This is a genomic window from Collinsella sp. AF36-3AT (assembly GCF_003475205.1).
GTDB lineage: Bacteria > Actinomycetota > Coriobacteriia > Coriobacteriales > Coriobacteriaceae > Collinsella > Collinsella aerofaciens_AF.
This window is the reverse complement of record NZ_QROZ01000008.1, coordinates 58,493-83,453: the sequence shown is the minus strand read 5'-3', so window position 1 is coordinate 83,453 and position 24,961 is coordinate 58,493. Positions and strand designations below refer to the sequence as shown.

The following is a 24,961-nucleotide window of genomic DNA, read 5'->3' as shown; positions in this document are numbered from 1 at the left end:
CTTTCGACGTTGGACCATGTTGCCAGATTCGTCGTGTGCGGCGTCTGGCGTAAGTCTAGGGCTCATTTTCGCCCTGGACTGTTCCTCTGGGGCGATGCGACTGTCGTTCCAAGAGGAAGGAAATGCATGGGGAGCAAATCTCAGCAACAAGTTCAAGTAGCGCCATCGGCCACTGCGGCGTTTCTCGTCGTAATGTATATTGCAGCCTTTGTCGCCGCGTTTAACGAGAACATTATTAACGTGGCGTTGCACGACATCATGGCGGTCTTTTCGGTGAGCGCTACCACGGCGCAGTGGCTCGTTTCGGGATACATGATCGTGACGTCGATCTTTACGGCCATCATGGCCTTTCTGTCCGGTCGTTTCTCGACGCGCAAGCTGCTGTTTTTCGCATGCGGATGCATGGTCGCCGGAGAAGTCCTGTGCCTGGTCGCCCCGTCGTTTACCGTTTTGCTGCCAAGTCGTATTTTGCAGGCTGCGGGATCGGGCATCTTGTTTCCGCTCATGATGAATGTGGTGCTATCTTGTGCTCCGCGCGAGAAGCTCGGTCTGTATCTGAGCCTGGGCGGTGCCTGCATTACGCTAGGGCCGGCGCTTGGGCCCGTGATTAGTGGTCTTATGTGCACGTTGTTTGGCTGGAGGGCGGTGTTCGTAGTGCCGCTGGTGGGCGGTGTCGTGGTCGCCGCGGCGGCAGCAAAGCTCGTTCGGAATGTCGGAGAGCGCTCGAACACCACGCTTGATATTCTGTCGGTTGTTTTGCTCGCCGCCGGCATTACGGCGTTTGTGTATTCCGTAGGCGAGTTCTCGACCAATGTGATGGCCGGTATCGCGACGCTTTTCGCCGCTGTTGTGGTGCTCGGCCTGTTTGCGGTTCGTCAGCTCAAGCTCAAGCATCCGGTGCTTAACGTGCGTCCCATGGCGAGCGTTCGTTTTTGGCCTGCATGCCTGCTTGTGGTGGTGTCGATGATGACGACGTTCTCGATGAGCGTTTTGTTGCCGCTCTATTTTGAGGGCGCATACGGCATGACCGCACTTGTCGCGGGTTTGCTCATTTTGCCGGCGATCGCCTGCAACGCCGTGACCTCGATTGTGGGCGGACGCGTGATGGATGCCCGTGGTGCGTGGCCGCTGCTGCCGGTCGGCTTTGCCCTGATCGCTGTGGGGCAGACGGCAATCTCGATGACCGCGGCAAGCATGAACATCGGCGTTGTCGTGCTGCTGGCCGTTGTGGTGTATGCCGGCGTCGGTTTGGTACTGAGCCCCTCGCAGACCGCCGGTTTGGAGACGCTTCCCGCCGCTGAGCATCCTCACGGAACGGCATTGCTTAACACGTGGAACATGATTGCCGCGTCGTTTGGTCCGTCGCTGTTTATCGGCCTGCTTTCGAGTTCTGCGGTGGCTGCTGGCGCCGCAGGCGTTGCGTCGGACGTTGCCCAGGCGATAGGATTTGCAGCCGCCGTGCGCGTGGCGGCCGTGATTGCCGTTGTCGGGTTCGCGGTGTCGCTGGTGTACGCTCGCCGCGAGTCGCACATGTCGCATTAATGTGTGCACATAGATTCTGCAGCTAGATTGGATGGCGACACCATAAACTAATGGACGTTTTGCCGAGAGGCATGAATGTATAAAGCGCAAAGAGTGCGCGACGGGCCCCGCGAATGGGGCGATGATGCCCGAGAGGGCCAAGAAGGAGTCTCATGTCTGAGAACGAAGAGATCATGAACGAGACCGAGAACGAGACCATGGCTGCCGAGGTCGAGGCAGTCGAGACCGTGGAGACCGAAGCTGCCGAGGTTGAGGCTGCTGACGAGGTTTCCGCCGAGGAGGCCGAGGTTGTCGAGGCCGCCGCTGATTACGATGACGAAGAGCTGATGGACAAGATGCAGAAGGCCGCTCGCCTGCTGCGTAGCCGTCGCTTTGCTATTTCCAAGGAGGAGGAGGCCAAGGCCGAGCGCATGGCGAACATCGAGCGCGCCATCAAGCTTCTTGACCTCAAGCCCAAGATGGAGCAGAAGGAAATGTCCGACCTGCTGGGCATGCGCCTTCGTGAGCTCGATGGCCTGATGGCCGAGGCCGAGGCTGCCGATCTGGTCGGCCGCATCGACGACGCCGAGGGCGATATGCGCAAGATCGTCGTCTTCGCTGCCGAGGATGCCGCCGAGGGCCTGGTCGAGCTTGCCAACAAGAAGGAGAAGCTCCTGCCCGAGCTTTCTTACGAGGAGGCCACCGAGCTGATGGCCGCTCTCGATAAGGTTATCGCTCCGCTCGTCGCCATGGGCCTGGACGAGGACCGCGGTCCTCGCGGCGGCCGTGACGATCGCGGTGGCCGTGGTGGCGACCGTGGCGGCCGCGGCGGCTTTGGCGATCGCGGTGGCCGTGGCGGCGACCGTGGCGGTCGCGGTGGCGATCGCGGTGGCCGTGGCGGCTTTGGTGACCGTGGCGGCGACCGCGGCGGTCGCGGCGGCTTTGGCGGCAACCGTGGTGGCTATGGCGATCGCGGTGGCAACCGTGGCGGCTTCGGCGGCAACCGTGGTAACGACCGTGGCGGTCGCGGTGGCGATCGTGGCGGCCGCAACGGCGGCGGCTTCCGCGGCAACCGCTTTTAGGGGTTACGCGGTTCTACGAACCGCGTAACTAGTTGACGCTGCAAACCCGCCAGAGCGGCAATCTGCCTTTCAACTTCGGCGGCATGATCGAAAGATCAATGCCGCCTCGTTTCAAGGCACCTTGCTCGCTCTGGCGGGTTTTCGCTGTCGGTACCAAGACATCGGCGTTGCCTTAATCCAGGTCTGCCAAAAAGTAGTCATTGGGGACGTTCTTAAACGACTACATAGCATGAGAGTGGACAATCTCCCGGTTTGAGCCTGCACTCAAGCTCAAAGTGGGAGATTATCCACTCTCATTTGTTCTGTGTCCGAAAATTCACGCTCGTTTCTACTCTGCCTACATTTGGAGGAAGAGCTCGTGGAGGCAGGCGTCGTCGTCGAGCTCGGGGTGGAAGGTTACGCCGAGCTGGTTGCCCTGGCGGGCGGCGACGATGCGGCCATCGACCTCTGCCAGGGCCTTGGCGTCGCCGTGGACCTCGACGATGCGGGGCGCACGGATAAACGTCAGCGGCACCTCACCGTCGATGCCGGCTACCTGCCCCTTGGTTCGAAAGCTGCCGAGCTGTCTGCCGTAAGCATTGCGCTCAACGAGCACATCCATGGTTGCCAAGCGCGGCGTCCCCTTATCGTCGTGGGCGGCAAGATCGCGCGCCAACAGAATCAAGCCGGCGCAGGTGCCCAGGACGGGCATGCCCTCAACAATGCGGGTGCGAAGCTCATCGAGCATACCAAGCTCGGCAAGTAACTTGCCCTGAACGGTGGACTCGCCGCCGGGGAGGACCAGGCGGTCAAAGTTCTGCTGCAAATCGGCCGCCTGCCTCATCTCGATACAACGTGCGCCCAGCTCGGACAGTCTTGCCTCGTGCTCGGCAAAAGCGCCCTGGACCGCCAGCACGGCGACCGTTTGGTCTGCATAATCGCTCATGTGCGATCCTTTCTGCTGGACTAGCGCCCGCGCTCCTCCATGATGATCTCGATTTCGTCGGCGTTGATGCCCACCATGGCCTCGCCCAGGTCCTCCGAAAGCTCGGCGATGAGCTTGGCGTCGGTGAAGTTTGCCACGGCCTTGACGATGGCGGCGGCGCGCTTGGCGGGGTCGCCGCTCTTAAAGATGCCCGAGCCAACAAAGACGCCCTCGGCGCCCAGCTGCATCATCAGCGCGGCGTCGGCGGGGGTCGCGACTCCGCCGGCGGCAAAGTTTACGACGGGGAGCTTGCCCGTGGCATGGACCTCGCGCACCAGCTCGACCGGAACCTGCAGCTGCTTGGCTGCCTCAAAGAGCTCGTCGTCGCGCAGGGCAACAACGTCGCGGATCTGCTTTTGGATCTTGCGCATATGGCGCACGGCCTGAACGACGTCGCCCGTGCCCGGCTCGCCCTTGGTGCGAATCATCGTGGCGCCCTCGGCAACACGGCGCAGTGCCTCGCCCAGATCGCGGGCGCCGCAGACAAACGGCACGTCAAACTGGGTCTTGTCGATGTGGTAGACATCGTCGGCAGGGGAGAGGACCTCGGACTCATCGATGTAATCGATCTCGATGGCCTGCAGGACCTGCGCCTCGACAATGTGACCGATGCGGCACTTGGCCATAACGGGGATGGAGACGGCCTCTTGGATGCCCTTGATCATCTTGGGGTCGCTCATGCGCGACACACCACCTGCGGCGCGGATGTCGGCCGGGATGCGCTCGAGAGCCATGACGGCGCAGGCGCCTGCCTCCTCGGCGATGCGTGCCTGCTCGGGCGTGGTAACGTCCATGATGACGCCGCCCTTGAGCATCTGCGCGAGCTCGCGATTGAGCTTGACGCGATCGGCCTTGTTGGTCTGTTCTGCCATGGTTGCTCCCTTGGTTGGCATGTGCATTGCTTGACGGAACATCCTATCGGGGAGCTGGGTATGGCGAAATAATCAGTTTTCGAGATAATTACAAGGTCAGACTAATACCAGATTGAATGACTTAATAAGGTCAGGTGACAAATTCATGCTTGACTACAATTTGGAAAACCGCGGCGAGGCATCGCTTTATGAGTATGTTTACCAGCAAATTCGAGATGATATCGTTGCTGGACGTATTGCGGCGGGGGAACATCTGCCGTCTAAGCGAGCCTTTGCCAGTCATCTGGGAATTAGTGTCATTACAATCGAAAATGCATATAGCCAGTTGCTTGCCGAGGGCTATATTTGCTCAAAGCCGCGCCGTGGTTACTACGCGTGCGAGCTTCCCGATGCACCGGTTTTGGCTTCGGCTGCGGAGGGCATCGACCGAGATGACGCCTCCGTGGGCCCCAGCGCGTATGATGTCAACGGACAGGTCGAGCGATTCGATGCGCTCTCTCCTTCCGCTTTGGAGGCGGCGCGGCTTTGGCAAAGCGCGCTACGGGCGACGCTGGCATCCGAAGACGAACGCGAAATCTTTTCGACCGCGCCGGCACAGGGCACCGCTCGGCTACGACGCGCAATTGCTCACCATCTGCGCGGGACAAGGGGCATGAATGTCGACCCCGACAACATCGTTATCGGTGCGGGCGCCCAGCTGCTCGATACCATGTTGGTTCAGTTGCTTGGCGCGGACAAGGTGTATGCCGTCGAGGATCCAGGCTATTTGCGCTTGACGCGCATCTATCAGGTCATGGGTTGCGAAGTGCGGCATGTCCCGTTGGATGCTGAGGGCGTGGACTTGAGCGCGCTGCAGAAAACCGGGACCGATGTCCTTCACCTGATGCCGTCTCATCAGTATCCGACCGGTCTTGTGACGAGCATTGCGCGTCGCTATGCGCTGCTGAGCTGGGCCGCCGAGCGGCCAGGTCGGTATCTCATCGAAGATGACTTTGATTGTGAGTTTCGCCTTGCCGGCAAGCCGATTCCCGCGCTCGCGTCGATCGATGCCGCCCAGTCGGTTATCTACACCAACACGTTTTCGAAGAGCCTTTCATCGGCGTTACGTTTGGCGTACATGGTGCTGCCCGATGAACTAATGGAGAGGTTTAAACGCAACCTTGGTTTCTACGCCTCGTCGGTAAGTTCTGTTGATCAGGTTGCCTTGGCGCGTTTGCTGGAATCGGGTGATTACGAGCGACATGTGAACCGCGTGCGCGTTCGTGCTCGTGGGGCGCGTGATGGCCTGGCGGCGCTTGTACGGAAAACGTTTCCGGCAGGGGAAGTCTCGATCGAGCATGCAGACGCGGGCCTTTACTGTATCGTGGTTGCGGAGCGTGGAATGGGCGGAAGCACTTTTGCACGGGCCCTCACGCGCTCGAGCATCCCTTTTATCGATATCGGTGGCTGTTTTTGGTGTGCCGATGGCGCATCTGTCCCTGAAAACTCAACTCAAATTCTTGTTCAGTATGACGATCTGAGTCCAAAAGTACTAACTACCTTGGAATTGCAGCTAATGGGGGGGCACTCTGCAACCTAAGTGAGTAGACTTTTAGCACTTTGGCGACCAGGCAGTTTTGTAACAAGCTATCTACCTGCGGTTTTGAAAAGCAGGATGACCGGCCTGATCGGGATGTTCAAAAAAGTCTACTCACTTGCCGCGCAAAGCTCCTGCATGAGAAAAAAAATGGGGTTTTCAACAGGGCTTCGTCCAGCTCTTGGCAAGCTTTTGGCCAGTTGGGGAGGGATGTTGAAAACTCGGCAGTCCGTTCGGCGCCATTTTTGGTGCGTTCGCGCCAATGCGTGACTGACTGGGTTGAAATCCGTGTTTTCCTGTGCCTATGAAAGATCTACTTTGTGATATATCGGCTTTTAGGTACTGGCGTTTGCCTCCTCAAGTCCGCGCTTTGTGTCCGCCTCTTCCACGACCGGAAGAAGACCGGCAGCGATATGATCTCGCCCGCAACCCGACGGCTAAGGTTGCGCTCGGCTTTCCGTTGTATACGTTGGTTCGAACGAGAAACAAGCGGACTTGCCCTGCCGGCATGAGGCAGCGGCTGTTTCTTGGTGAGCTTCCCGGGGAATCCGTGCTGGAAACGGAGCATGGGTTTTTGATTACGTCTCCTCTACTGACGGCATTCATCATGTTGCGGCATCTGACGGATCTTCAGCTTCTTTTGGTATTGGCGGAGATGTGTGGCTTGTTTGCGGTGTGCGCCCTGCCGGCGGCACTTGAGGCGGAGCTTTCGCGTGCAATTGATTCGGGCGCGATTTCGACAACGTTCGGTTGGGTGCGCTGCCCGTCCGAGGACGGCACCGCCTCAAATTTATGGCGTCGAGACGCTTTGGTTTTGGGCGGAGACCTTGACCGTTTTTGTTCAGATGTTTGCGGGATGCGTTACGGCAATAGATTTATAGCGGTATCGCAACTCGTTCCATTGGGTGCCGCGTCGCCTTTTGAGGTCGAGGCGTATTTGCTACTTGCACTGCCGCGATCCCTGGGAGGCGAAGGTTTTTGCGGCATAGAGCTCAATGTCGAAGTGAGGCTAGGTGCAAGTGCTCGAGCGATTGCGGGAAAGTCCCGCGTCTTTATCGACCTGCTTCTGTCTTCGCCGGACGGAGCGCGACAGGTGGCCATTGAATGTCAGGGAAAGGCCTCGCACGGGCGCGCAGGGGACGGCTTGCGTGACGCCGATCGCATGACGGCGCTTCAGGCTATGGGCTACGATGTGCTTCTCCTGACACATGGGCAGATATCCGATAAGGATAGATTCCATGCGATCGTTAAGGCCATATGCAGGATGCTCGATGCTGAATATCGTGATAAAAGCTCAGATGAGCAAAGGGCTGAGACATTACTCCGGTCTGAACTATTCGTTGACTGGACAAAATTGGGAGTAATTGACGGAAAGATGCCCGTTAGACACAAAACAGCTCGATCGTGGACGGCTGCGGTTCTAAGTGAGTAGGCTTTTGGCACTTTGGCGACCAGGCCGTTTTGAAACAAGTCATTTACCTGTGACTTTATAAAGCAATACGGATGGTCTGCTCGGCAAGTTTCGAAAAGTCTACTCACTTAGTTTTTGACGAGAGACCGATGCCGAAGATAGCTCTATTTCAGGGCGTTTACGAGTTCTCGAGACACGAAAAAAGGCCCGAACCATGCAGTCCGGGCCTTATGAAGCTAGAGATTATCTCTCAGGCTGCTGGCTTAGCCAAAGTAGCGCTTGAGCAGGCCGGCGAAAGCCTTGCCGTGGCGAGCCTCGTCGCGAGCCATCTCGTGCACGGTGTCGTGAATGGCATCGAGGCCAGCGGCCTTGGCGCGCTTGGCAAGATCGGTCTTGCCGGCGGTGGCGCCGTTCTCGGCCTCAACGCGCATTTCGAGGTTCTTCTTGGTGGAGTCGGTCACGACCTCGCCCAGGAGCTCAGCGAACTTGGCGGCGTGCTCGGCCTCCTCGTGGGCAGCCTTCTCCCAGTACAGGCCGATCTCGGGATAGCCCTCGCGATGAGCGACGCGAGCCATGGCCAGGTACATACCGACCTCAGAGCACTCGCCCTCAAAGTTGGCGCGCAGATCGGCAACGATGTCCTCGGAGACGCCCTCCATCTTGGCGACGCCCACGACGTGCTCGGCAGCCCACTCGAGCTGGCCCTCCTCCTGCTTCAGGAAGCGAGAGCCGGGAACGCCGCACTGGGGGCACTTGAAATCCTCGGGCAGCTGGTCGCCGTCGAACTCTTCCACATAACCGCAAACGGGGCAAACAAACTTCATGATTCGATCCTTTCGATCGATGGCGATGGTGCGCTCGTCCGGTCCCGTAAGGGCCCTCTCCGGACGTGCGTCTTGACGAGTTCTATTATCCATAAATGCAACCAAATGTGAAGCCTATTAGGAATGATTTTTAATAAAATAATTTTGAGATATGAAGATGTTGATTGATTAACGGTTTGCAAGTCATATACGGACGCCGCTGAGTACAATCGGGCGAGCAAATGTTGACCTATCAACAAATGAAGGAGTTTCCTTTATGCATCTAGCCCGTCGTGCCTGGTGCCGAACATATCAGACGGTTTTTCGCATTGCATTGCCAATCCTGCCCTATACCGAGCCACGCATTTTAGAGCATGCCGAGGATGTGCCCGCGGTGCTTCAAAAGCGCTCGATCCAGAAGGTCCTTATCGTGACGGATCCCGGCATTGCCCGTCTGGGGCTCACGGCACCGCTCGAGACGGCGCTCGCATCCAAGGGGATTGGCGTTTCGGTCTATGCCGAAACGCGTGCAAACCCCACGGTCTCAAACGTGGAGGAAGCGGCGTCCCTGTACCGAGAGAGCGCCTGCCGGGCCATTATCGGCTTTGGCGGAGGATCAGCCATGGACTGCGCCAAGGGCGTGGGCGCACGTATTGCGCAGCCAAACAAGCCCATCAACAAGATGCGCGGCCTGCTGCGGATTCATCGTCGCCTGCCGCTGCTCATTGCCGTCCCTACCACGGCAGGCACGGGAAGCGAAGTCACACTCGCGGCGGTTATCACCGATGACGAGACGCACTACAAGTACCCCATTAACGACTTTGTGCTTATCCCGCGCTTTGCGGTGCACGACCCCGAGTTTACACGCGGCCTGCCCGCCTCCATTACGGGGCAGACGGGCATGGATGCCCTGACGCATGCCGTCGAGGCCTTTATCGGCCGTAGCACCACGCCCTACACGCGCAAGATGGCGCGTCAGGCGGTCCAGCTCATCCACGACAATTTGCCCGAGGCTTATGAGCATGGCGACGACATGCGCGCTCGTCGCAATATGCTTTCGGCGGCGTATAAAGCGGGTGTTGCATTTACCCGCTCCTATGTCGGATACGTGCATGCCATCGCGCACAGTCTGGGCGGCCGATACGGAATTCCGCACGGTTTGGCCAACGCGATCATCCTGCCGCACATGCTTTGCGCTTATGGTGACGCCGCCGCCCCCAAGCTTGCCGATCTTGCTCGCATGGCCGGTATCGCGCCGGCTAACGCGCAGGACAGTCTTGCGGCCGAGGCCTTTATCGATTGGGTCGACCGCATGAATGCCGCCTTGGGCATTCCCAAATATGTGACGGGCATTCGCCGCTCCGATATTCCGCAAATGGCGGCCCATGCCGATGCCGAGGCCAATCCGCTATACCCCGTTCCACTTTTGATGGACCGTTTGGAGCTCGAGCGTATGTACGAGGTCGTCGCGGGTGGTATGTTTGAGGATGAGAACTAGGAGGGCCCATGAACACCGAGGAAATCGCGCGCATTGTCGGCGAACAGCGCGCCTACTTTAAGACGCGCGCCACGTTTGATGTCGATGCTCGACGTCGCGCCCTCGTGCGCCTGCGCGAGGCGGTGCGGGCACACGAGACCGATATTGCCCATGCGCTCAAGACCGATTTGGGAAAGTCGCATGACGAGGCCTATATGTGTGAGATCGGCACCTCGCTTTCCGAGATTCGTCATCAGATTGCGCATGTGGCTCGATGGAGCCGTCCGTGCCTGCGTCCGTGTGACCTCGCCAACGCCGTGAGTGTGTGCAAAACGCAAGCCGTGCCCTATGGCGTCACGCTCATTATGGCGCCCTGGAACTACCCGTTTTTGCTAACGCTCGAGCCGCTTGCCGGCGCCCTTGCCGCGGGCAATACCGTGGTCATCAAGCCGAGTGCCTATGCTCCGGCATCGAGCGCGGTGCTCAGGCAGATTTGCGAGGAAGCATTTGATCCGCGCCTGGTGACGGTCGTCGAAGGCGGGCGTGCCGAGAATGAGGCGCTGCTCGACGAGAGCTGGGACAAGATTTTCTTTACCGGTAGCGTTCCGGTCGGCAAGCTCGTCATGGAGCGCGCAAGTAAAAACCTGACGCCCGTGACGCTTGAGCTGGGCGGAAAGAGCCCCTGCATTGTGGATGCCACGGCAAACTTAAAAGTCGCGGCACGGCGCATCGCCTTTGGTAAATGGCTCAACGTGGGGCAGACCTGCGTGGCGCCCGACTACCTGCTGGTCGATACGCGCGTACACGATGAGCTGTTGGGCCTCATCAGGGAGGAGACTCGTCGCATGTTTGGCGAGCATCCGCTCGACAACGAGGATTACGGTCATATCGTCAACGCCAAGCATTTTGCGCGCGTGCGCGGGCTGATCGACCCCGACAAGGTTGTGCTGGGAGGCACGGCGCGCGAGTCGTCGCTCAAGATTGAGCCGACGATCCTAGACGGCGTGGCGCCTGAGGACGCCGTGATGCAGGAAGAGATTTTCGGTCCCATCTTGCCGGTGCTGACGTTTGAGAGCCTGGATGAGGCCGAGGCGTTTATTGCAGATCGTCCGACGCCGCTAGCTCTGTATATCTTTAGCCAGGACCATGCGGCTCAGCAACGCTTTGTGCGCTACGTGCCCTTTGGCGGCGGCTGCGTTAACGACACGATCATGCACTTGGCTACGAGCCATATGGGCTTCGGCGGCATGGGTGCGAGCGGTATGGGCCAGTACCATGGCCGCGAGAGCTTCGATACGTTTAGCCACAAGAAGAGCATCGTGAACAAGGCAACGTGGCTGGACGTGCCGTTCCGCTACGCCCCTTATGAGAGCTGGAAGCACAAGTTCGTGCGCATGTTCGTGCATTAGAAAGTGGCAGGTAATACGAACAAATGTTCCTATTACCTGCCATTTACGTTAGACTACTGCTATGGGGTACGGATGGGCCAACTCCCTTTAGAAGGGAATTGGTATGAACGTAAGCGATGTTATTTCGTTACTGGCGTTGTTAATCGCGGCTATCGAACTCGGCCTGTTTATCGGCCGAATGAAATAGCCGCCCCCGCGTAAGCGAAGACGGCCACTTCTCACGATGTAAACGTGCACTGGAGTTGGCAAGACCCTCTGCAACGGGTGCCATCCGTGCCTCTATCTTATCTGCAAGCGCTCTGTCTCGCAAGCGTTGCGGCAAATGGGCGAAAGGTGCGAGCGGGTGAAATTTTGTCCGCACGGGCCCGTAAGCTTCTCAGTAAGGTTAAGTGCCGGTTTATTCGGCCGTTAGGGGAGTTGCTATGTACGAGCCTTCACGTGTTCTTCTGTCGTTTCACATCGCAGGATTTCAATATGCCGACGGCGCTTTGGTCCTAGGCGATCTTAAAGCGGGCGATAAACTGACGCTGTGTGCCGAGCGCGATAATCCTCATGACCCCGAGGCAGTTGCGATCTACTATGGCAAGACCAAACTTGGCTACGTTCCAGGAAACGAGGTCGGCCCACTGTCCTTGATGATGTATTACGGCCACGAGGACGTATTTGAGGCCCGTGTGCAACAGGTTGCCCCCGAGCGCAGCCCGTGGCATCAGGTGCGCGTTGGGCTCTATGTGGTGGATGCTCGCTAGTCGGCAATGGAGGCTGCCATGTTTGACGACGACCTGTTCGATTTGACGGACGATCCGTTTGAGTGGGATATGCTGCTCGATGACGATGAGCTGGAGCAGGATCGCAAAAAGCAAAAGGATAAGAACACCCAGGATAAAGGTTCGAATAAAAAGGACAAGCGCCGCCGAGGTCTGTTCGGCGGGCTCTTTGGGTAACTGTCGCATCGCTGCGTCTGTATACTAGGCACGTGTTAGACGCGTTGCGAAATGAGGACAGAGACGATGATGTGGTTTACCGCCGACCTGCACCTGGGCGATACGAATATCTTGCACGATATGGATCGGCCGTTTGATTCGGTCGAGGAGATGAACCGCAAGGTCATCGATGTCATCAACGAGTGCGTGGCTGCGAACGACCTCCTCTATATCCTGGGGGACTTTACGTATCGATTGCCCATGGCGGAAGCGGTGCGCCTGCGTAAACGAATCGAATGCCAGAACATAACGCTCATCCGTGGCAACCATGACGGTGATTGGGAAGATCCCGACGTACCGCAGATTTGGGATGAGGTACGCGATTACCTGGAGATTGCTCCCGGCTATGCCAAGGGCCATCGTCTAGTTATGAGCCATTACCCCATGCTCAGCTGGAATGGCAAGGCGCGCGGCGCCATCATGCTGCACGGGCATATCCACAGCAGGGGAGACCGCACCAACGCGCGCAACCGCGATCGCGAGCGCCCTATCTTTCGCTATGATGTCGGTCTCGATGCCAACGATTACAAGCCCGTTAGCCGCGACCAGATCCTGGGCTTCTTTGGACTCTAGCTGTAAGTGCGGGTAGAATGAACGCGCCGCGCGGATGGTCTGCACGGCGCGTTTTAGTAGGAGCGATGATTCCATGAGGGCTATCCAGCGCATTAACCACAACGCTGCCATCTGCGAAGATGGCGCGGGGCGTCAACTTATCGCGCTGGGTCGTGGTATCGGCTTTGGCGATATGCCGCATGAGGTCGACCTGGATGTCATCACGCGTACCTTTTACGGCATCGATTCAAAGTACCTGGCGTTTATCGATGAGGTCGACCCCGAGGTGCTGGAGTTTTCTGCTCAGCTGGCCGATATCGCGACCGGACAGCTTTCGTACGAATTGAGTCCTAACCTTCCCATTACATTGGCAGACCATATTCAGTTTGCCATTAAGCGTGCCCGCGAACACATGGTGGTGTCGTTGCCGCTTGAGCGCGATCTTGAGCAGCTGCATCCCATCGAATACCGCTTGGGCGAGCTGGCTGTTCGCGGTATCCAGAAGAGCTTTCATGTGCGCATGCCCCGAAGCGAGGCCGCGGGCATTGCCATGTCGATTGTCAACGCATCGGTTAAGCCGAGCGAGCGGCGCGTGCTTGCCGAGCAGCACGAGGAGCGACTGCTCGATATGACGGTCGCGATTATTCAAGAAGAGTTGGGTGTGACGGTCGATCGCTCGTCGTTCGCCTTTGCCCGCTTTGCCACTCATGTGCGCTATCTGCTCGACCGCGTGGCAAAGAAAGAGCCGATCGATACCGAGAACTCCGGTCTTTACGACGTGCTCGTGGAGCAGTATCCGGCGGCATCGCGTTGCGCTCACCGTGTCGACGATCTGATTCAAGAGACCTTTGGCGAGCCATTGGCCCAAGAGGAGCTCGTCTATCTGATCATGCATGTGAATCGCGTGGCTTCTGTCCACTCGGATAAATAGGCTCTCTGGTATTTCCTTTCCGTCATGGCGACCGTTCGCGGGTCGTTTGCTACCGTTCGTCGGTAATCTGAGCCGCAACGAACGCATCTGCCGCATATACTCCCCGTGTGTTGGGTGTTACTCACGGCGCAGCTCCGAGAGGCACTACCGATTCTGCCGAGGCCATAATTGGGTCTCTGTCGGTTGTGCGCGGGGCTTTTTCATGTCGATCCACCCGGGAATCACATGCAAATCAATCTCTTGCCAACTGATGTCGCGCGCTGCGCAGGCGCGAGCGGAATTGTGCGTCTTGGTGCCGTGAAGTCCCACGGCCTTTAGTTGGAAGAGAAGGGATTCGACATGGCTGTCGATAACAAGAAGATTGCCGAGGACGTGCTTGCTGCCGTCGGCGGCGCCTCCAATGTGACGAACGCGACGCACTGCATGACCCGCCTGCGTCTGAACCTCAAGGATCAGTCCATTCCCAATGACGATGAAGTAAAGAAGATCAAGGGCGTGCTGGGTGCACAGTGGTCTGGCGGCCAGTATCAGGTCATCATTGGCCAGAACGTGCCGAAGGTCTATGACGCCGCCATTGCGCTGGGCGTCAAGGGCGAAGGCTCCATTGACGAGAACCTCGATGACGGCACCAAGGAGCCACTGACGGTCAAGACTGCGGGCAAGAAGGCCCTTAACTACCTGTCCAAGACAATGTGCATGACGATCCCCATTATCATGGGCGCCGCCATGTTCCGCACACTTGCCGTACTTTGCGGCGACGGCATGCTCGGTATCTGGTCTGCAGATTCTGACATCTACAACTTCTTCTACAACTGGATTTACAACGCCGGCTATTATTTCCTCCCTGTCTATCTGGGTTGGGCTGCCGCAAAGCAGCTCGGCTGCAGCCAGCCGCTCGGCATGATGCTCGGCGGCGTGCTCATTGCCCCCGAGTTCATGACGTTGGTCAACGCCGCTGCGGATTCTGGTGCTACGACCACGATGGTTTACGGCGTGCTCCCGGCTCAGCTGAACAACTATTCTGCGACCGTGCTTCCCATGCTGCTGTCTATGCCGGTGCTGATGGTCGTCGAGAAGTTCATGAAGAAGATCATCCCCGACATGCTCTCCACGGTGTTTGTGCCCGTGTGCACCATGGCTGTGATGACCCCCGTTTCCCTGTGCGCCCTAGCTCCGATTGGTTCCATTCTGGGCGACCTGGTCGGCAACTTTATGTTCGGCCTCGGAAACGCTGGCGGCATCGTCACGATCCTCTCCCTCGTCGCCATTGCCGCGCTTTGGGAGTTCCTGGTTATGACCGGTATGCACCAGGTTCTGATTGCCCTCGGCATTGTGCAGGTGCTCACCTCAGGGTCTGACTCCTGCGTTATGGTCGCGGGTGCTATCGCTCAGTTCGCCACGTGGGGCATGGCCTTCGGTGCCTTCCTGCGCCTTAAGGAGGTCGACGAAAAGGGCGCTATGCTTGGTTTCTCGCTCTCCGGCATTGTCGGTGGCGTGACGGAGCCCGCGCTGTATGGCTGCGGCTTTAAGTATACTCGCTGCCTGGGTGCCATGGTCGCGGGCGGCGCTATCGGCGGCCTGATCGCGGCTCTCACTAATGTGACCACGTATGTTTTGGGCGCAACTAATATCCTAGGTATTACAGGTTATGTTGCAGGCGGAACTGCTAATCTCGTATGGGGCTGCGTTGCATCGGGCACTGCATTTGTTGCCGCCGCTGCCATCGCCTACTTCTTTGGCTTTACCAAGGAGCAGCTCGACGAAGACGCTGCTGCCGCCAAAGCCTAAAGCATCCGTTCGGTAGGACAATTATCTGGGGCACTTGGCTGCGCTTCAAGTGTCCCTTTCCGTAGATGGGGGTCAATATGAAGCAATTGCTCATTCGTGCCGACGATATCGGTTATTCGTATGCCGTTAACCTGGGGATTGCCCGCAGTATCAATGAGGGCCTGGTGCGCTCGGCGGGACTTATGCCCAATATGCCCGAGGCCGAGCGTGGCTGGTCGCTCGTGGCGGATGTCGGCATTGCGGTGGGTCAGCATACCAACGTGTGCCTGGGCAAGCCGTGTGCCGACCCGGCGCTCATTCCGAGCATGCTCAACGAGAACGGCGAGTTCCATAGCAGCCGTACCTTCCGCGATCATTTTAAGCGCGGCGAGGAGTTGATAGACTTCGACGAGGCCTGCATCGAGATCCGCGCGCAGCATGACCGCTTTGTCGAGATCGTGGGCCGCGAGCCCGATTACTTTGAGGCCCATGCCGTCATGAGCAAAAACCTTAACCGAGCGATCTCGGCGGTTGCTCAGGAGCTGGGCCTTAAGGAGCAAAAGGCGAGCTTCGACCCCGCGGCTGTGGTGCATTGCGGAGATACTGATCTGCGCATGGTGATGCGCTCGATGGAGCCGGGCTACGAGCCCAAAGAGGCAATCATGCAGACGGTTCGCGAGATGGTGGACGGCGAGACGGTCGTCTTTGTGTGCCATCCGGGCTATCTCGATCGTTTTATCTTGGAGAACAGCTCGCTCACGACCGACCGCACCAAGGAAGTCGATGCGCTGATTGACCCCGAGCTTCGCACTTGGCTTGAGTCTCAACCTGATCTTCGCCTGATCGACTACCGCGACCTGTAAGGACCCAAGTCACCACAAAGGGGACAGTCGCCTTTGTGGTGGTTCTGGCGCCGTTGCCATTATGGCGGCGGCGTCTTTTTTGTCCGTGCGGCGCGGTAGAGTGTAGGCGGTTGAAATTTGCGTCCATCGAGGAGCTGCCATGAACGAGATCAAGTGCCCGCATTGCGGCGAAGTTTTTAAGGTCGATGCGTCCGGTTATGCGGATATCGTCAAGCAGGTGCGCGATGCCGAGTTCTCGCGCGACCTGGATGAGCGCGTGAAGGCGGTCCAGCGCGAGGGCGAGCAGGCACTGGAGCTTGAGCGCTCGCGCTCGACGGCTGCTTTGCAAAAGGCAGAGTCTCAGCGCGACGCTCAGCTTGTCGAGCAGAAGAATGCTGCAGCTCAGCAGCTGGCGCAAGAGGTTGCCAAGCGCGACGCTGAGCTTGCCGAGCTGCGCGCCAAGCTCGAAGGCGCTGCCGCAGAGCGCGAGAGTGCAAGTCAGCGCGCGGCGGTTGAGGCCCGTTCCGATGCTCAAAAGGAGAATGCCGAGCTTCAGCGCGAGATCGACAATTTACGTGCGCAGTTGGAGCGCAAAGATGATGAAGCCAGGCTTGCCGAGGCGGCGGCACGCAATGCTGCTCAAAACGACCTGTCCGCGCGCGACGCTCAGATTGCCGAGCTGCAGGCCAGGCTCGCCGCGGCGGACAAGGCCCAGGAGATGGCGCTTGCCGCTGCCGCGGCAGAGTCGCAGCGTGAGCTCGATGCCGCTCGCAGCGAGGCCGAGCGCGCGCTTACTGACTATCGCGCGAAGGTGCAAGAGAAGTTTTCCGCCGCAAGGGCTCAGTCTGAGCAGGAGGCCGAGGGTCTGCGTGCGAAGCTGCGCGAGCAGGAGCTGATGGCAAAAATGAGCCTGTCTGAGGCGGTCGCCGCGGCGGAGCGTGAGCGTGATGAGGCGCGTGCCAAACTGACGAGCGAGCTGGCAGTGCGCGATTCGCGCGAGGAACAGGCCAAGGCGGCACACGAGCTCGAGCTTGCGCAGGCCAAACGTGCGAGCGATGATCTGATTCGCTACAAGGATGAAGAGATCGAGCGCCTTAAGGATATGAAGGTTCGCCTGTCCACCAAGATGGTGGGCGAGTCGCTCGAGCAGCACTGCGAGACCGAGTTCAACCGTCTGCGCATGACGGCGTTTCCCAATGCGTACTTCGAGAAAGATAACGATGCGTCCGAGGGCACCAAGGGCGACTTTATCTTCCGCGAGTGCGACGCGAGCGGCAACGAGGTCATCTCAATTATGTTCGAGATGAAAAACGAGAATGACGAGACCGCGACCAAGCATAAAAACGAGGACTTCTTTAAGAAACTCGATCACGATCGTCGCCAGAAAAGCTGTGAGTACGCGGTGCTCTGCACGCTGCTCGAGCCCGAGAGCGAGCTCTACAACGCGGGAATCGTGGACGTGAGCTATCGCTACGAGAAGATGTATGTGATTCGCCCGCAGTTCTTCATTCCCATCATTACGCTGCTGCGCAATGCCGCCATGGGTTCGCTTCGCTATAAGCAGGAGCTGGCGGAGTACAAGCAGCAGAATATCGATGTCACGAACTTCGAAGCCAAGATGGAGAAGTTCAAGAACGATTTCGGCCGCAACTACGAGATCGCGAGCCGCAAGTTCCAAACGGCAATCGATGAGATCGACAAGACGATTAGCCATCTGCAGAAAACCAAGGAGGCGTTGCTGTCCTCCGAGAACAATCTGCGCCTTGCCAACAAGAAAGCCGACGATCTTACCATTCGCAAGCTCACGTGGGGCAACAAGACCATGAAAGCAGCGTTTGACGAGGCGCGCGGGGCCGCGACAGAGACGAACGATGAGCCAGCCGAGGCGGATTCGTATGAGGTCGAGGATGCCGAGTAGGGGATAGCGTATCGCGCAAAAAGCGGGGCCGCTGGCGATGTTGCCAGCGACCCCGCTTTGTTTCGTCCCATTGCGCCCGGCTAGTCCTCGAGCAGGTCCTCGATAAAGCCGACACGGTAGTTCTTGAAGATTACCTCGCCGCCGTCTTGCGTGGCGTCCAGATCGACATCGCCCATGATGCCAAAATCGTGGTCGCCATCCTCGTCGGCAAAGATCTGGTGCACGTGCCATACGTGCGCGGTCTTCTCGTCGGACTCGTCGATGGAGAACATCGCGGCGCTGCGGGCATCTCCGTCGGTGAGGATTTCCTCGTGCTGCTCGTGGTAAGCGTCGAGTGCTTTTTGCCAGCGGATCTCGCTCATGCCCCAGTCGTCGTCGAGCTCGCCCAGGTCGCGAACGTGCTCGCGGGTGGCAAGGGTCACGCGGCGGAAGAGCGCGTTGCGCACCAACAGCGTGCAGCCGCGGCGGTCCGCCACGACCTCGTCGATGCCCTGCGGCGGCGTGGCGTCGAGGGCTGCCGGGTTGCCAGCGTTTTCCCACTCGTCTACCAAGCTCGAGTCGACCGAGCGCACCACAAAGCCCAGCCACGAGATAATGTCGCGCAGGCGCTCGTCGCGCTTCTCGATGGGTACGGTGCGGTCGAGCGAACGGTAAGCCTCTGCCAGGTAGCGCAGCAAAATGCCCTCGGAGCGGGCGATGCCGAGCTTTTGAATGTAGCCCTTAAAATCGCTCGCGCTTTCCAGCATATCGCGCAGGACGCTCTTGGGAGAGAGCTGGTAGTCGTTTGCCCAGGGTACTTCCTGGCAGTACTTGTCAAAAGCGGCGTCGAGCAAATCCTCGAGCGGCTTTTCGTACGTGACGTCTTGAATGCGCTCCAGACGCTCCTCATACTCGATGCCGTCGGCCTTCATCTCGGCCATAGCTCGATCGCGTGCGGCACGCTCCTGCGCACGCAGCACTTGCTTGGGATCTTCGAGCGTCGCCTCGACCATTGAGATTAAATCCATGGTATAGGTCTCGCTCTCGGGATCGAGCAGCTCCAACGCGGCGAGCAAGAACGGCGAGAGCGGCTGATCGAGCGCAAAGTCCTCGGGCAGGTCGACCGTCAGCGCGTAGTCGATGTCCGGCGCGGCGTCAGCCGGAGCGTCGGGTGCGGGCGGCACCTCGGTGCGAACGACGACACCGGAATCGATGAGCGTGGCGAAGATTTCGTCGGCGCGAACCTCGAGCTTTGCCTTTTCCTCGGGCGTTTGCAGGCTCGTCTCGATGAGGTCGTGCACGCGGGCACGGGCGTCGCCACCCTGTTCGACCACGCTAATCACCATGGAGTGTGTGATGCGAAGGCGCGGCTTGAGCGTTTCGGGCTGCGTCTCGATCAGGCGCTCAAAGGTCTGCTTGTTCCAGGTGACAAAGCCCTCGGGGGCCTTCTTCTTTTTAATCTTGCGGAGCTTCTTGGGGTCGTCGCCCGCCTTGGCCATGAGCTTGGCATTCTCGATCTCGTGCTCGGGTGCCTCGGCAATCACCATGCCCTCGGTATCGAAGCCCGAGCGGCCGGCGCGACCGGCAATCTGATGAAACTCGCGGGCGCGCAGACGACGCATCTTGTAGCCGTCGAACTTGGTGAGCGCGGTGAGCACCACGGTATGGATGGGCACGTTGATGCCGACGCCGAGCGTATCGGTGCCGCAGATGACGGGCAACAGGCCCTGTTGTGCCAAGCGCTCGACCAGCAGACGATAGCGCGGCAACATGCCAGCATGGTGCACGCCGACGCCGCATCCGAGCAAGCGCTTAAGAATTTTGCCAAAGGCCGTCGAGAAGCTCGTGCCCTTGGCCGCCTCCTTGATGGCCCCACGCTGCTCCTTGCTGGCAATACCAAAGTTGGCGAGGGATTGCGCCGTCGCAAGTGCGGCGTCCTGGCTAAAGTGCACGATGTAGAGCGGGGCCTCGCCGCGGCGCATTGCGAGCTCGACCGTGCCCTCGAGGGAGGTCGTCACATAGTCATAACTCAGCGGAACCGGACGCGGGGCGTCGACAACCAAGTCGCAGGTTGCGCCGGTGTGCTCCTCAAGTGAGGCGGCGATGGCAGTGACATCGCCGAGTGTGGCGCTCATGAGCATGAATTGCGTGTGAGGCAGGGTGAGCAGCGGCACCTGCCAGGCCCAACCGCGATCGGGGTCGGCAAAGTAGTGGAACTCGTCCATGGCGACGCAGCCAACATCGGCATCTTCGCCCTCGCGCAGTGCGTCGTTGGCAAGGATCTCTGCCGTGCAGCAGATGACGGGCGCTTTGGTATTGATATGCGTGTCGCCGGTGATCATACCGACGTTATCGCGGCCGAGCACCTGTACCAGATCGAAGAACTTTTCGCTGACCAGGGCCTTGATAGGGGCCGTGTAATAGCAACGTTTGCCCTGCGCCATGCCCATAAAGAGCATGCCCAGCGCGACAAGCGACTTGCCCGATCCGGTCGGTGTTCCCAAAATGACATGGTCACCGGCGGCTAGATCCATGAGGGCCTCTTCTTGGTGATCCCACAGCTCAATGCCGCGATTGCTCGTCCATTCAAAGAAGCGTTCGAAGGCCTGATCGGGCGTGAGCCACGGTTCGGGCTCACTGCCGTCTTCGGGCTCCCACCAGGTGGGGGAGAGCGCGCCGAGCGAGCCGAACTCGGCCTCGGTTCCCGTGCCGCCCGAGAATGAGCTGGCGGCGCCGGCGCCCGAGACGGTGCTGGCGGCGGTATCTGTCGTGGTCTGTGCCATGTGGTTGCTTTCTCTCGCGTTTGTTCGCCATCCATTATGGCGTAGCGGCGGCGCGGGGTGCTAGCGCGCGGGAAAATGCAGGAAATGGGCGTTCTGCCCAGCCGTTTGGTGCAGTCGCCAGCTAAGTGAGTAGACTTTTTGCGATATCGCGAGCACATGGTTTTTACGCAAGGGCTCTACCTGCGGTTTTAGTTTTCGCTATGCGGGTTGTGCTTGGCTATTGCTAAAAAGTCTACTCACTTAGGTCTGAGGATCGTTCGCTGGCGCTTATTTGCGCTTGTCTGCCGATGCCGCGACCATCAGAAGCCCCTAGGACTCCTGCGGTAAGCGCTTCTTGCCCTTGCGGGCGCGGTTTTTAAAGTTCTCGACGGCCTCTTCCATGCCGAGGGGCACGTAGGTGAGCTCATCGAGGTTATCGGGCAGGTAGCAGGCAAGACTTTGCTCCTGCATGCGACCCGCTGTGAGCTGTTCGTCGGTGGGCTGCGCGCCGGGTGTGGCGCAAATGCCATAGACGACGGCACCCATATCGCGGGTGCGCTGCTCGTATTCGGTCTCGGGATGCTCGGGATGGTCGCGGCGAACGTCGTCACTTACCCAAAGTGTATCGTAGCCGGCCGCGGCAAACTGCCCCAAGGCGTAGTCGCGCAATGGCTTACTGTCGGTTCGCAGTGTGACGGTGGCACCGGCTGAAAAGAGCGGACGGTACAGCATTAGGTGGTCGACATGGACGAGTCGCTTTTTGGCGTACTTGGCCTTGGGCTGCGGCGTGGGAAAGTTGATGGTGATGGCATCGAGCTCGCCTGCGGCAAATAGCTGCGGCAGCGATGCGGCACCTCGGGGCAGGACGAGTGCGTTGGACAGCCCCTGCTCGCAGATTTTCTGTGCGGCATAGGCGATGCAGATGGGCTCCTGGTCCATGCCGATAAAGAGCGTGTTTGGCTCGCGGCGAGCTTGCTCAACCAGATAGGTGCCTTTGCCGCAGCCCAGATCCAGATGAAGGCGGGTGAAGGGTGCGCCGCCGGCTGGCGCGCAGGCTTCGCGCCAATTCCCGGCATAAGACTCGGGGTTCGTCTCAATCGCATTGGCGTAGCGCTCCAGGCGCTCCTCGAGCACAAAGTTCTTAGGTGTGCGAACGTGGACGGCTCCCATGAGGCTCCTTGGTCATACGTATGGAACACATTGCAGGCGCGTTCCGTCAATGGGTTGAAAAAGGGTGGGCATGGTTTGCCCGAAAGATGCGGTGCGGCTCGGCGGCGAGTCGCCGATACCTACAGGCGCTTGAGAATCACATAGCGGTTGAGCTCGCCGCTGCGACCGTCGGCATGGAAACGCTCAAGCTCGCGCACGGGGACCTCGCCGCTCTTGTAGAACGTGCGGACACCGCGCACCAGGTCGGTGATCTGCTGATCGTCAAAGTGATGGCAATAGCGGTAGGCGTGGCGGTCGTTTTGCCAGCCAATGAGGTGGTCACCGGCTTCAAACTGCGCGGAATCGTAACCCTCAAACGGCGGGGTGAGCTCGGCGCGGGCCTCGGCGCGAACGGCTTTGCGCGCCATGCGCTCGTCGTTCATAAACTCCCAAAAGCTGATGGCGATGATGCCGCCTGGGCGCGTCTGGCGCACCAGAGCGTCGAGCACGCGTACGCGGTACTCGCACGACGGCACGTGGTGCATAAATCCAAAGCAGACCGAGATGTCGGCGAGCGGGGCGTCGAAAAGCACGTCGGGTGTCTCGGCGGGGTTGAGCTTCATAAGGGCATCGAGCACGTCGAGTTCCTGGAAGTGCAGGTTGGGAATGCGCAGGGCGTGACCGTGCGCATCGATAGCCAAATCCTGACACGAGTCAACACCATAGAACTCAAACGGGCAGCTGGCGTCTGCCGAGGGGTTTGCGCCATCGACGCCCTTGGCGGCAAGTGCGCCGCCGGCGGCAAAGTTCTCGAATCGCATATTGCCGCAGGCAAGATCGAAGACGCGGACGGGATGCTCGATCGTGGCGACTTCGAGCTGCCCGAGCGCGATGTCCATGGTGCGCACCCAGCCGGGCCACGGGGCCTGCCGCGTATCGGAAAAGGAGGCGGAGTGTTCGCGATAGAACGTGTTGTTGAGCTGGATGAGCGATGATGCGAAATCGCGGTTCACGGCGCGGAACTCCCTCCGATGGCGGTGCGGAATAAACAGTACGACCATACTACCGTTAACGCCGCAACGGGGACAACCGAGCTGTGGGTCATTGCTTTGTTTGGACACATTTCCGCAGCTCATATGTGCCCGCAACCGCCGGTTGTCAAAAATCTCACTAGAATAGGTAGCATGATTTTGGCGGTGGCGGATAGATTTTTAACTGTGCAAGGCGCCTTAAGAACAAAAACGGTCCGGCGGCACGGCTGGCATCGCATAGGAGGAACCATGAATGTAGAAACTGCTCAGCGGCTCGCCGACCTTCGCCGCAGCAAGGGCTTTAGCCAAGAAGGATTGGCGCGAAAGCTGGGACTGTCACGCCAAGCGGTCAGTAAATGGGAGCGCGCGGAGAGCTCGCCCGATACCGAGAACCTGATTTCGCTCGCCAAGCTCTATGGTGTGAGTCTGGATGAGCTGCTCAATCCGAGCGATGAGATTGAGGACGATATCGAGTTTGAGAACGAGGACCGCGCCCGTCAGCGCGAGGCCGAGGCGGCGGAGCGTGCCCGTACCCACGAGGCGGCGGCACGCGCTACCGAGGCGGCAACGCAGGCGAGTGATGCTGCGGCCAAGGCGGCGCAAGCGGCAAGCTGGAGTGCACAGGCCGCCAATGCCGCTACGGCGCAGGCGACGAGTGGCGGTGCGGTTGGCTCGACTCCGGTGAAGGGCCCGTTCCAGTCGTTCCCGTATTGGGCTGTGTGTTGGCTGCTGTTCTTTTTGCTGATGTTCCCGTTTGGTGCCGGCCCCTTTGCCGCGCTGATCTTCTTTACGATTCCCATCTATCACTGGGTGGCGCGTGCACTCGATGGTGATTGGGCGCGCGGGGATATTCAGGTTGGTTCGGCACCGGTGACGGCTAGGACTCAGGTGCAGGATGCTTCCGCTGCGGTTGATGCTGGCGTGGCTACCGCGACTACCGCTGACCCGATCGCCAAAGAGGGTGATGAATGATGAAGCTTTCGCATGAATCCAAGGTACGCTTGGGCGTTGGCATCGGAGCGTTCGTGCTCATCATCGGACTTGTCTTTGGTATTTCGCGGACTTTGATTCATTTTGATGGCCCGTGGGATCTCGGCGATATTGCATCCGGTTTGTCCGGTATGGACGATGTGGTTGACGGGGACGATTCTTTGGATGGCGGTAACTATTCCGCTCAGTCTCGGCAGCTTTCGAGCGAAACGTTTGATGCCGACTCATTCCAGTCCCTTGACCTGGATGTGACATCGGGTGAGGTTGAGATCAAGTGCGTTTCCGGCGGGCAGGTGCGTGTCATCGAGAGCGGTCGTGTTGCAAAGGGGGTAGCTACCTACGATGCTGCCACTCAGAATCTGGCCGAGGTCAAGGGTTCTACACTCACGATTAGCCAGTTCGACTGCGATGACGAGCGCGCTATCGATCGTTCGGTCACCATCGAGCTGCCGCGGGATGTTGCGGATAACCTGGTCGGCATTACGGCGAGGGTGGGGTCGGGAGAACTGACGGTCGCGGACATTGCATGTCACGACTTCGAATTGACGTTGGACTCGGGAGACGTTGAGTTTGCGGGCACCGTAACCGACACCTTGGATGCCGAGGTCGGTTCGGGCGATGTGGCGTTCGAGCTCTACCAGGCCCCCGCGAAGTCGATGGACGTAAGCGTGGACTCGGGCGATGTGGAGATAACGGTTCCGAACTCTACGGGCTTTAAGGCGAGCCTCACCGTGGGCAGCGGTGACTTCGAGAGCGATTTCCTTCCGCTTGGCTACGATGGCGAGACCATATTGAATCTTGAATTCGACAACGGTGATAAGTCTGCCACGTATCGTTTTAAGGTCGGTTCGGGCGACATGTCGTTCGATCCGGAGTGACATGCGGTTTTCGGAGATCGGTGCATATAGGCATGCTCTTTGATGGAGGCGCCGGGGCCGTGAC

Annotated in this window: 21 protein-coding genes; 15 read left to right on the top strand and 6 right to left on the bottom strand. The window is 59.1% G+C overall.

Annotated elements, in window-relative coordinates:
* Positions 1 to 192 precede the first annotated feature (192 nt).
* The gene (locus DW003_RS07835; RefSeq protein ID WP_233545549.1) at positions 193 to 1,542 is read left to right on the top strand and encodes an MFS transporter; all 1,350 of its coding nucleotides are present in this window, start codon (positions 193 to 195) and stop codon (positions 1,540 to 1,542) included.
* 152 nt (positions 1,543 to 1,694) lie between these two features.
* Positions 1,695 to 2,603 (top strand): hypothetical protein, encoded by a 909-nt coding sequence (locus tag DW003_RS09950; RefSeq protein ID WP_117842932.1) that lies wholly within the window; start codon positions 1,695 to 1,697, stop codon positions 2,601 to 2,603.
* A gap of 337 nt (positions 2,604 to 2,940) precedes the next feature.
* Here the strand turns inward: DW003_RS09950 and pdxT are convergent, their stop codons facing one another.
* Both pdxT and pdxS read right to left on the bottom strand, forming a co-directional pair.
* Positions 2,941 to 3,528, bottom strand: coding sequence for a pyridoxal 5'-phosphate synthase glutaminase subunit PdxT (pdxT, locus tag DW003_RS07825; protein ID WP_118388429.1), 588 nt, complete (start codon positions 3,526 to 3,528; stop codon positions 2,941 to 2,943).
* Positions 3,529 to 3,548: 20 nt separating this feature from the next.
* Entirely contained in the window at positions 3,549 to 4,439 is an 891-nt protein-coding gene (gene pdxS / locus DW003_RS07820; protein ID WP_118256473.1) for a pyridoxal 5'-phosphate synthase lyase subunit PdxS, read from the bottom strand.
* Positions 4,440 to 4,584: 145 nt separating this feature from the next.
* Here pdxS and DW003_RS07815 point away from each other — a divergent pair, with 145 nt between their 5' ends.
* Positions 4,585 to 6,018 (top strand): PLP-dependent aminotransferase family protein, encoded by a 1,434-nt coding sequence (locus tag DW003_RS07815; protein ID WP_118388427.1) that lies wholly within the window; start codon positions 4,585 to 4,587, stop codon positions 6,016 to 6,018.
* A 547-nt stretch (positions 6,019 to 6,565) separates the two neighbouring features.
* Entirely contained in the window at positions 6,566 to 7,447 is an 882-nt protein-coding gene (locus DW003_RS07810; RefSeq protein WP_147352192.1) for a hypothetical protein, read from the top strand.
* A 242-nt stretch (positions 7,448 to 7,689) separates the two neighbouring features.
* Here DW003_RS07810 and DW003_RS07805 read toward each other — a convergent pair whose 3' ends face one another.
* Positions 7,690 to 8,253 carry a ferritin family protein gene (locus DW003_RS07805; RefSeq protein WP_070097113.1) on the bottom strand — a complete coding sequence of 188 codons (564 nt, stop codon included), beginning with the start codon at positions 8,251 to 8,253 and terminating at the stop codon, positions 7,690 to 7,692.
* Positions 8,254 to 8,506: 253 nt separating this feature from the next.
* Here DW003_RS07805 and DW003_RS07800 point away from each other — a divergent pair, with 253 nt between their 5' ends.
* The 9 genes from DW003_RS07800 (at position 8,507) to DW003_RS07765 (ending at position 18,108) form a co-directional block, all read left to right on the top strand.
* The gene (locus tag DW003_RS07800; protein ID WP_118388424.1) at positions 8,507 to 9,727 is read left to right on the top strand and encodes an iron-containing alcohol dehydrogenase; all 1,221 of its coding nucleotides are present in this window, start codon (positions 8,507 to 8,509) and stop codon (positions 9,725 to 9,727) included.
* Positions 9,728 to 9,735: 8 nt separating this feature from the next.
* Positions 9,736 to 11,115, top strand: coding sequence for an aldehyde dehydrogenase (locus tag DW003_RS07795; RefSeq protein WP_118388422.1), 1,380 nt, complete (start codon positions 9,736 to 9,738; stop codon positions 11,113 to 11,115).
* 422 nt (positions 11,116 to 11,537) lie between these two features.
* Positions 11,538 to 11,864 (top strand): HIRAN domain-containing protein, encoded by a 327-nt coding sequence (locus tag DW003_RS07790; protein WP_035137041.1) that lies wholly within the window; start codon positions 11,538 to 11,540, stop codon positions 11,862 to 11,864.
* An 18-nt stretch (positions 11,865 to 11,882) separates the two neighbouring features.
* Positions 11,883 to 12,059 (top strand): hypothetical protein, encoded by a 177-nt coding sequence (locus tag DW003_RS09945; protein ID WP_158549357.1) that lies wholly within the window; start codon positions 11,883 to 11,885, stop codon positions 12,057 to 12,059.
* 66 nt (positions 12,060 to 12,125) lie between these two features.
* On the top strand, positions 12,126 to 12,671 hold the full coding sequence (locus DW003_RS07785) for a metallophosphoesterase (protein WP_233545548.1): 546 nt from the start codon (positions 12,126 to 12,128) through the stop codon (positions 12,669 to 12,671).
* Positions 12,672 to 12,744: 73 nt separating this feature from the next.
* Positions 12,745 to 13,581, top strand: coding sequence for a PRD domain-containing protein (locus DW003_RS07780; RefSeq protein ID WP_158551187.1), 837 nt, complete (start codon positions 12,745 to 12,747; stop codon positions 13,579 to 13,581).
* Positions 13,582 to 13,920: 339 nt separating this feature from the next.
* The gene (locus DW003_RS07775) at positions 13,921 to 15,369 is read left to right on the top strand and encodes a PTS transporter subunit EIIC (protein ID WP_118388418.1); all 1,449 of its coding nucleotides are present in this window, start codon (positions 13,921 to 13,923) and stop codon (positions 15,367 to 15,369) included.
* Between the two features lie 77 nt (positions 15,370 to 15,446).
* Positions 15,447 to 16,211 carry a ChbG/HpnK family deacetylase gene (locus DW003_RS07770; protein ID WP_117765952.1) on the top strand — a complete coding sequence of 255 codons (765 nt, stop codon included), beginning with the start codon at positions 15,447 to 15,449 and terminating at the stop codon, positions 16,209 to 16,211.
* Positions 16,212 to 16,350: 139 nt separating this feature from the next.
* A complete protein-coding gene (locus DW003_RS07765; protein ID WP_118388416.1) occupies positions 16,351 to 18,108 on the top strand; it encodes a DUF2130 domain-containing protein in 1,758 nt (585 codons plus the stop codon).
* Between the two features lie 80 nt (positions 18,109 to 18,188).
* Here the strand turns inward: DW003_RS07765 and DW003_RS07760 are convergent, their stop codons facing one another.
* From DW003_RS07760 to DW003_RS07750, 3 genes are all read right to left on the bottom strand, one after another.
* Positions 18,189 to 20,870 (bottom strand): RNA helicase, encoded by a 2,682-nt coding sequence (locus DW003_RS07760; protein ID WP_118388414.1) that lies wholly within the window; start codon positions 20,868 to 20,870, stop codon positions 18,189 to 18,191.
* Between the two features lie 309 nt (positions 20,871 to 21,179).
* Positions 21,180 to 22,019 (bottom strand): tRNA (guanosine(46)-N(7))-methyltransferase TrmB, encoded by an 840-nt coding sequence (locus DW003_RS07755; protein WP_118388412.1) that lies wholly within the window; start codon positions 22,017 to 22,019, stop codon positions 21,180 to 21,182.
* 119 nt (positions 22,020 to 22,138) lie between these two features.
* Complete coding sequence (locus DW003_RS07750; RefSeq protein WP_118388411.1) at positions 22,139 to 23,011, bottom strand: hypothetical protein; 873 nt, start codon at positions 23,009 to 23,011, stop codon at positions 22,139 to 22,141.
* Positions 23,012 to 23,278: 267 nt separating this feature from the next.
* Between DW003_RS07750 and DW003_RS07745 the strand changes: the two genes are divergently transcribed.
* Positions 23,279 to 24,001 (top strand): helix-turn-helix domain-containing protein, encoded by a 723-nt coding sequence (locus tag DW003_RS07745; protein WP_118238326.1) that lies wholly within the window; start codon positions 23,279 to 23,281, stop codon positions 23,999 to 24,001.
* Positions 24,001 to 24,897 carry a DUF4097 family beta strand repeat-containing protein gene (locus tag DW003_RS07740; RefSeq protein WP_158573206.1) on the top strand — a complete coding sequence of 299 codons (897 nt, stop codon included), beginning with the start codon at positions 24,001 to 24,003 and terminating at the stop codon, positions 24,895 to 24,897. Before DW003_RS07745 ends, DW003_RS07740 begins: the two co-directional genes overlap by 1 nt.
* Positions 24,898 to 24,961 lie beyond the last annotated feature (64 nt).

What these genes read in the sequence shown, in the direction of transcription:
- DW003_RS07835 (WP_233545549.1), top strand. Translation starts at nt 193, where the DNA reads ATGTATATTGCAGCCTTTGTCGCCGCGTTTAACGAGAACATTATTAAC.
- DW003_RS09950 (WP_117842932.1), top strand. Translation starts at nt 1,695, where the DNA reads ATGTCTGAGAACGAAGAGATCATGAACGAGACCGAGAACGAGACCATG.
- pdxT (WP_118388429.1), bottom strand. Translation starts at nt 3,528, where the DNA reads ATGAGCGATTATGCAGACCAAACGGTCGCCGTGCTGGCGGTCCAGGGC.
- pdxS (WP_118256473.1), bottom strand. Translation starts at nt 4,439, where the DNA reads ATGGCAGAACAGACCAACAAGGCCGATCGCGTCAAGCTCAATCGCGAG.
- DW003_RS07815 (WP_118388427.1), top strand. Translation starts at nt 4,585, where the DNA reads ATGCTTGACTACAATTTGGAAAACCGCGGCGAGGCATCGCTTTATGAG.
- DW003_RS07800 (WP_118388424.1), top strand. Translation starts at nt 8,507, where the DNA reads ATGCATCTAGCCCGTCGTGCCTGGTGCCGAACATATCAGACGGTTTTT.
- DW003_RS07795 (WP_118388422.1), top strand. Translation starts at nt 9,736, where the DNA reads ATGAACACCGAGGAAATCGCGCGCATTGTCGGCGAACAGCGCGCCTAC.
- DW003_RS07790 (WP_035137041.1), top strand. Translation starts at nt 11,538, where the DNA reads ATGTACGAGCCTTCACGTGTTCTTCTGTCGTTTCACATCGCAGGATTT.
- DW003_RS09945 (WP_158549357.1), top strand. Translation starts at nt 11,883, where the DNA reads ATGTTTGACGACGACCTGTTCGATTTGACGGACGATCCGTTTGAGTGG.
- DW003_RS07785 (WP_233545548.1), top strand. Translation starts at nt 12,126, where the DNA reads ATGATGTGGTTTACCGCCGACCTGCACCTGGGCGATACGAATATCTTG.
- DW003_RS07780 (WP_158551187.1), top strand. Translation starts at nt 12,745, where the DNA reads ATGAGGGCTATCCAGCGCATTAACCACAACGCTGCCATCTGCGAAGAT.
- DW003_RS07775 (WP_118388418.1), top strand. Translation starts at nt 13,921, where the DNA reads ATGGCTGTCGATAACAAGAAGATTGCCGAGGACGTGCTTGCTGCCGTC.
- DW003_RS07770 (WP_117765952.1), top strand. Translation starts at nt 15,447, where the DNA reads ATGAAGCAATTGCTCATTCGTGCCGACGATATCGGTTATTCGTATGCC.
- DW003_RS07765 (WP_118388416.1), top strand. Translation starts at nt 16,351, where the DNA reads ATGAACGAGATCAAGTGCCCGCATTGCGGCGAAGTTTTTAAGGTCGAT.
- DW003_RS07760 (WP_118388414.1), bottom strand. Translation starts at nt 20,870, where the DNA reads ATGGCACAGACCACGACAGATACCGCCGCCAGCACCGTCTCGGGCGCC.
- DW003_RS07755 (WP_118388412.1), bottom strand. Translation starts at nt 22,019, where the DNA reads ATGGGAGCCGTCCACGTTCGCACACCTAAGAACTTTGTGCTCGAGGAG.
- DW003_RS07745 (WP_118238326.1), top strand. Translation starts at nt 23,279, where the DNA reads ATGAATGTAGAAACTGCTCAGCGGCTCGCCGACCTTCGCCGCAGCAAG.
- DW003_RS07740 (WP_158573206.1), top strand. Translation starts at nt 24,001, where the DNA reads ATGAAGCTTTCGCATGAATCCAAGGTACGCTTGGGCGTTGGCATCGGA.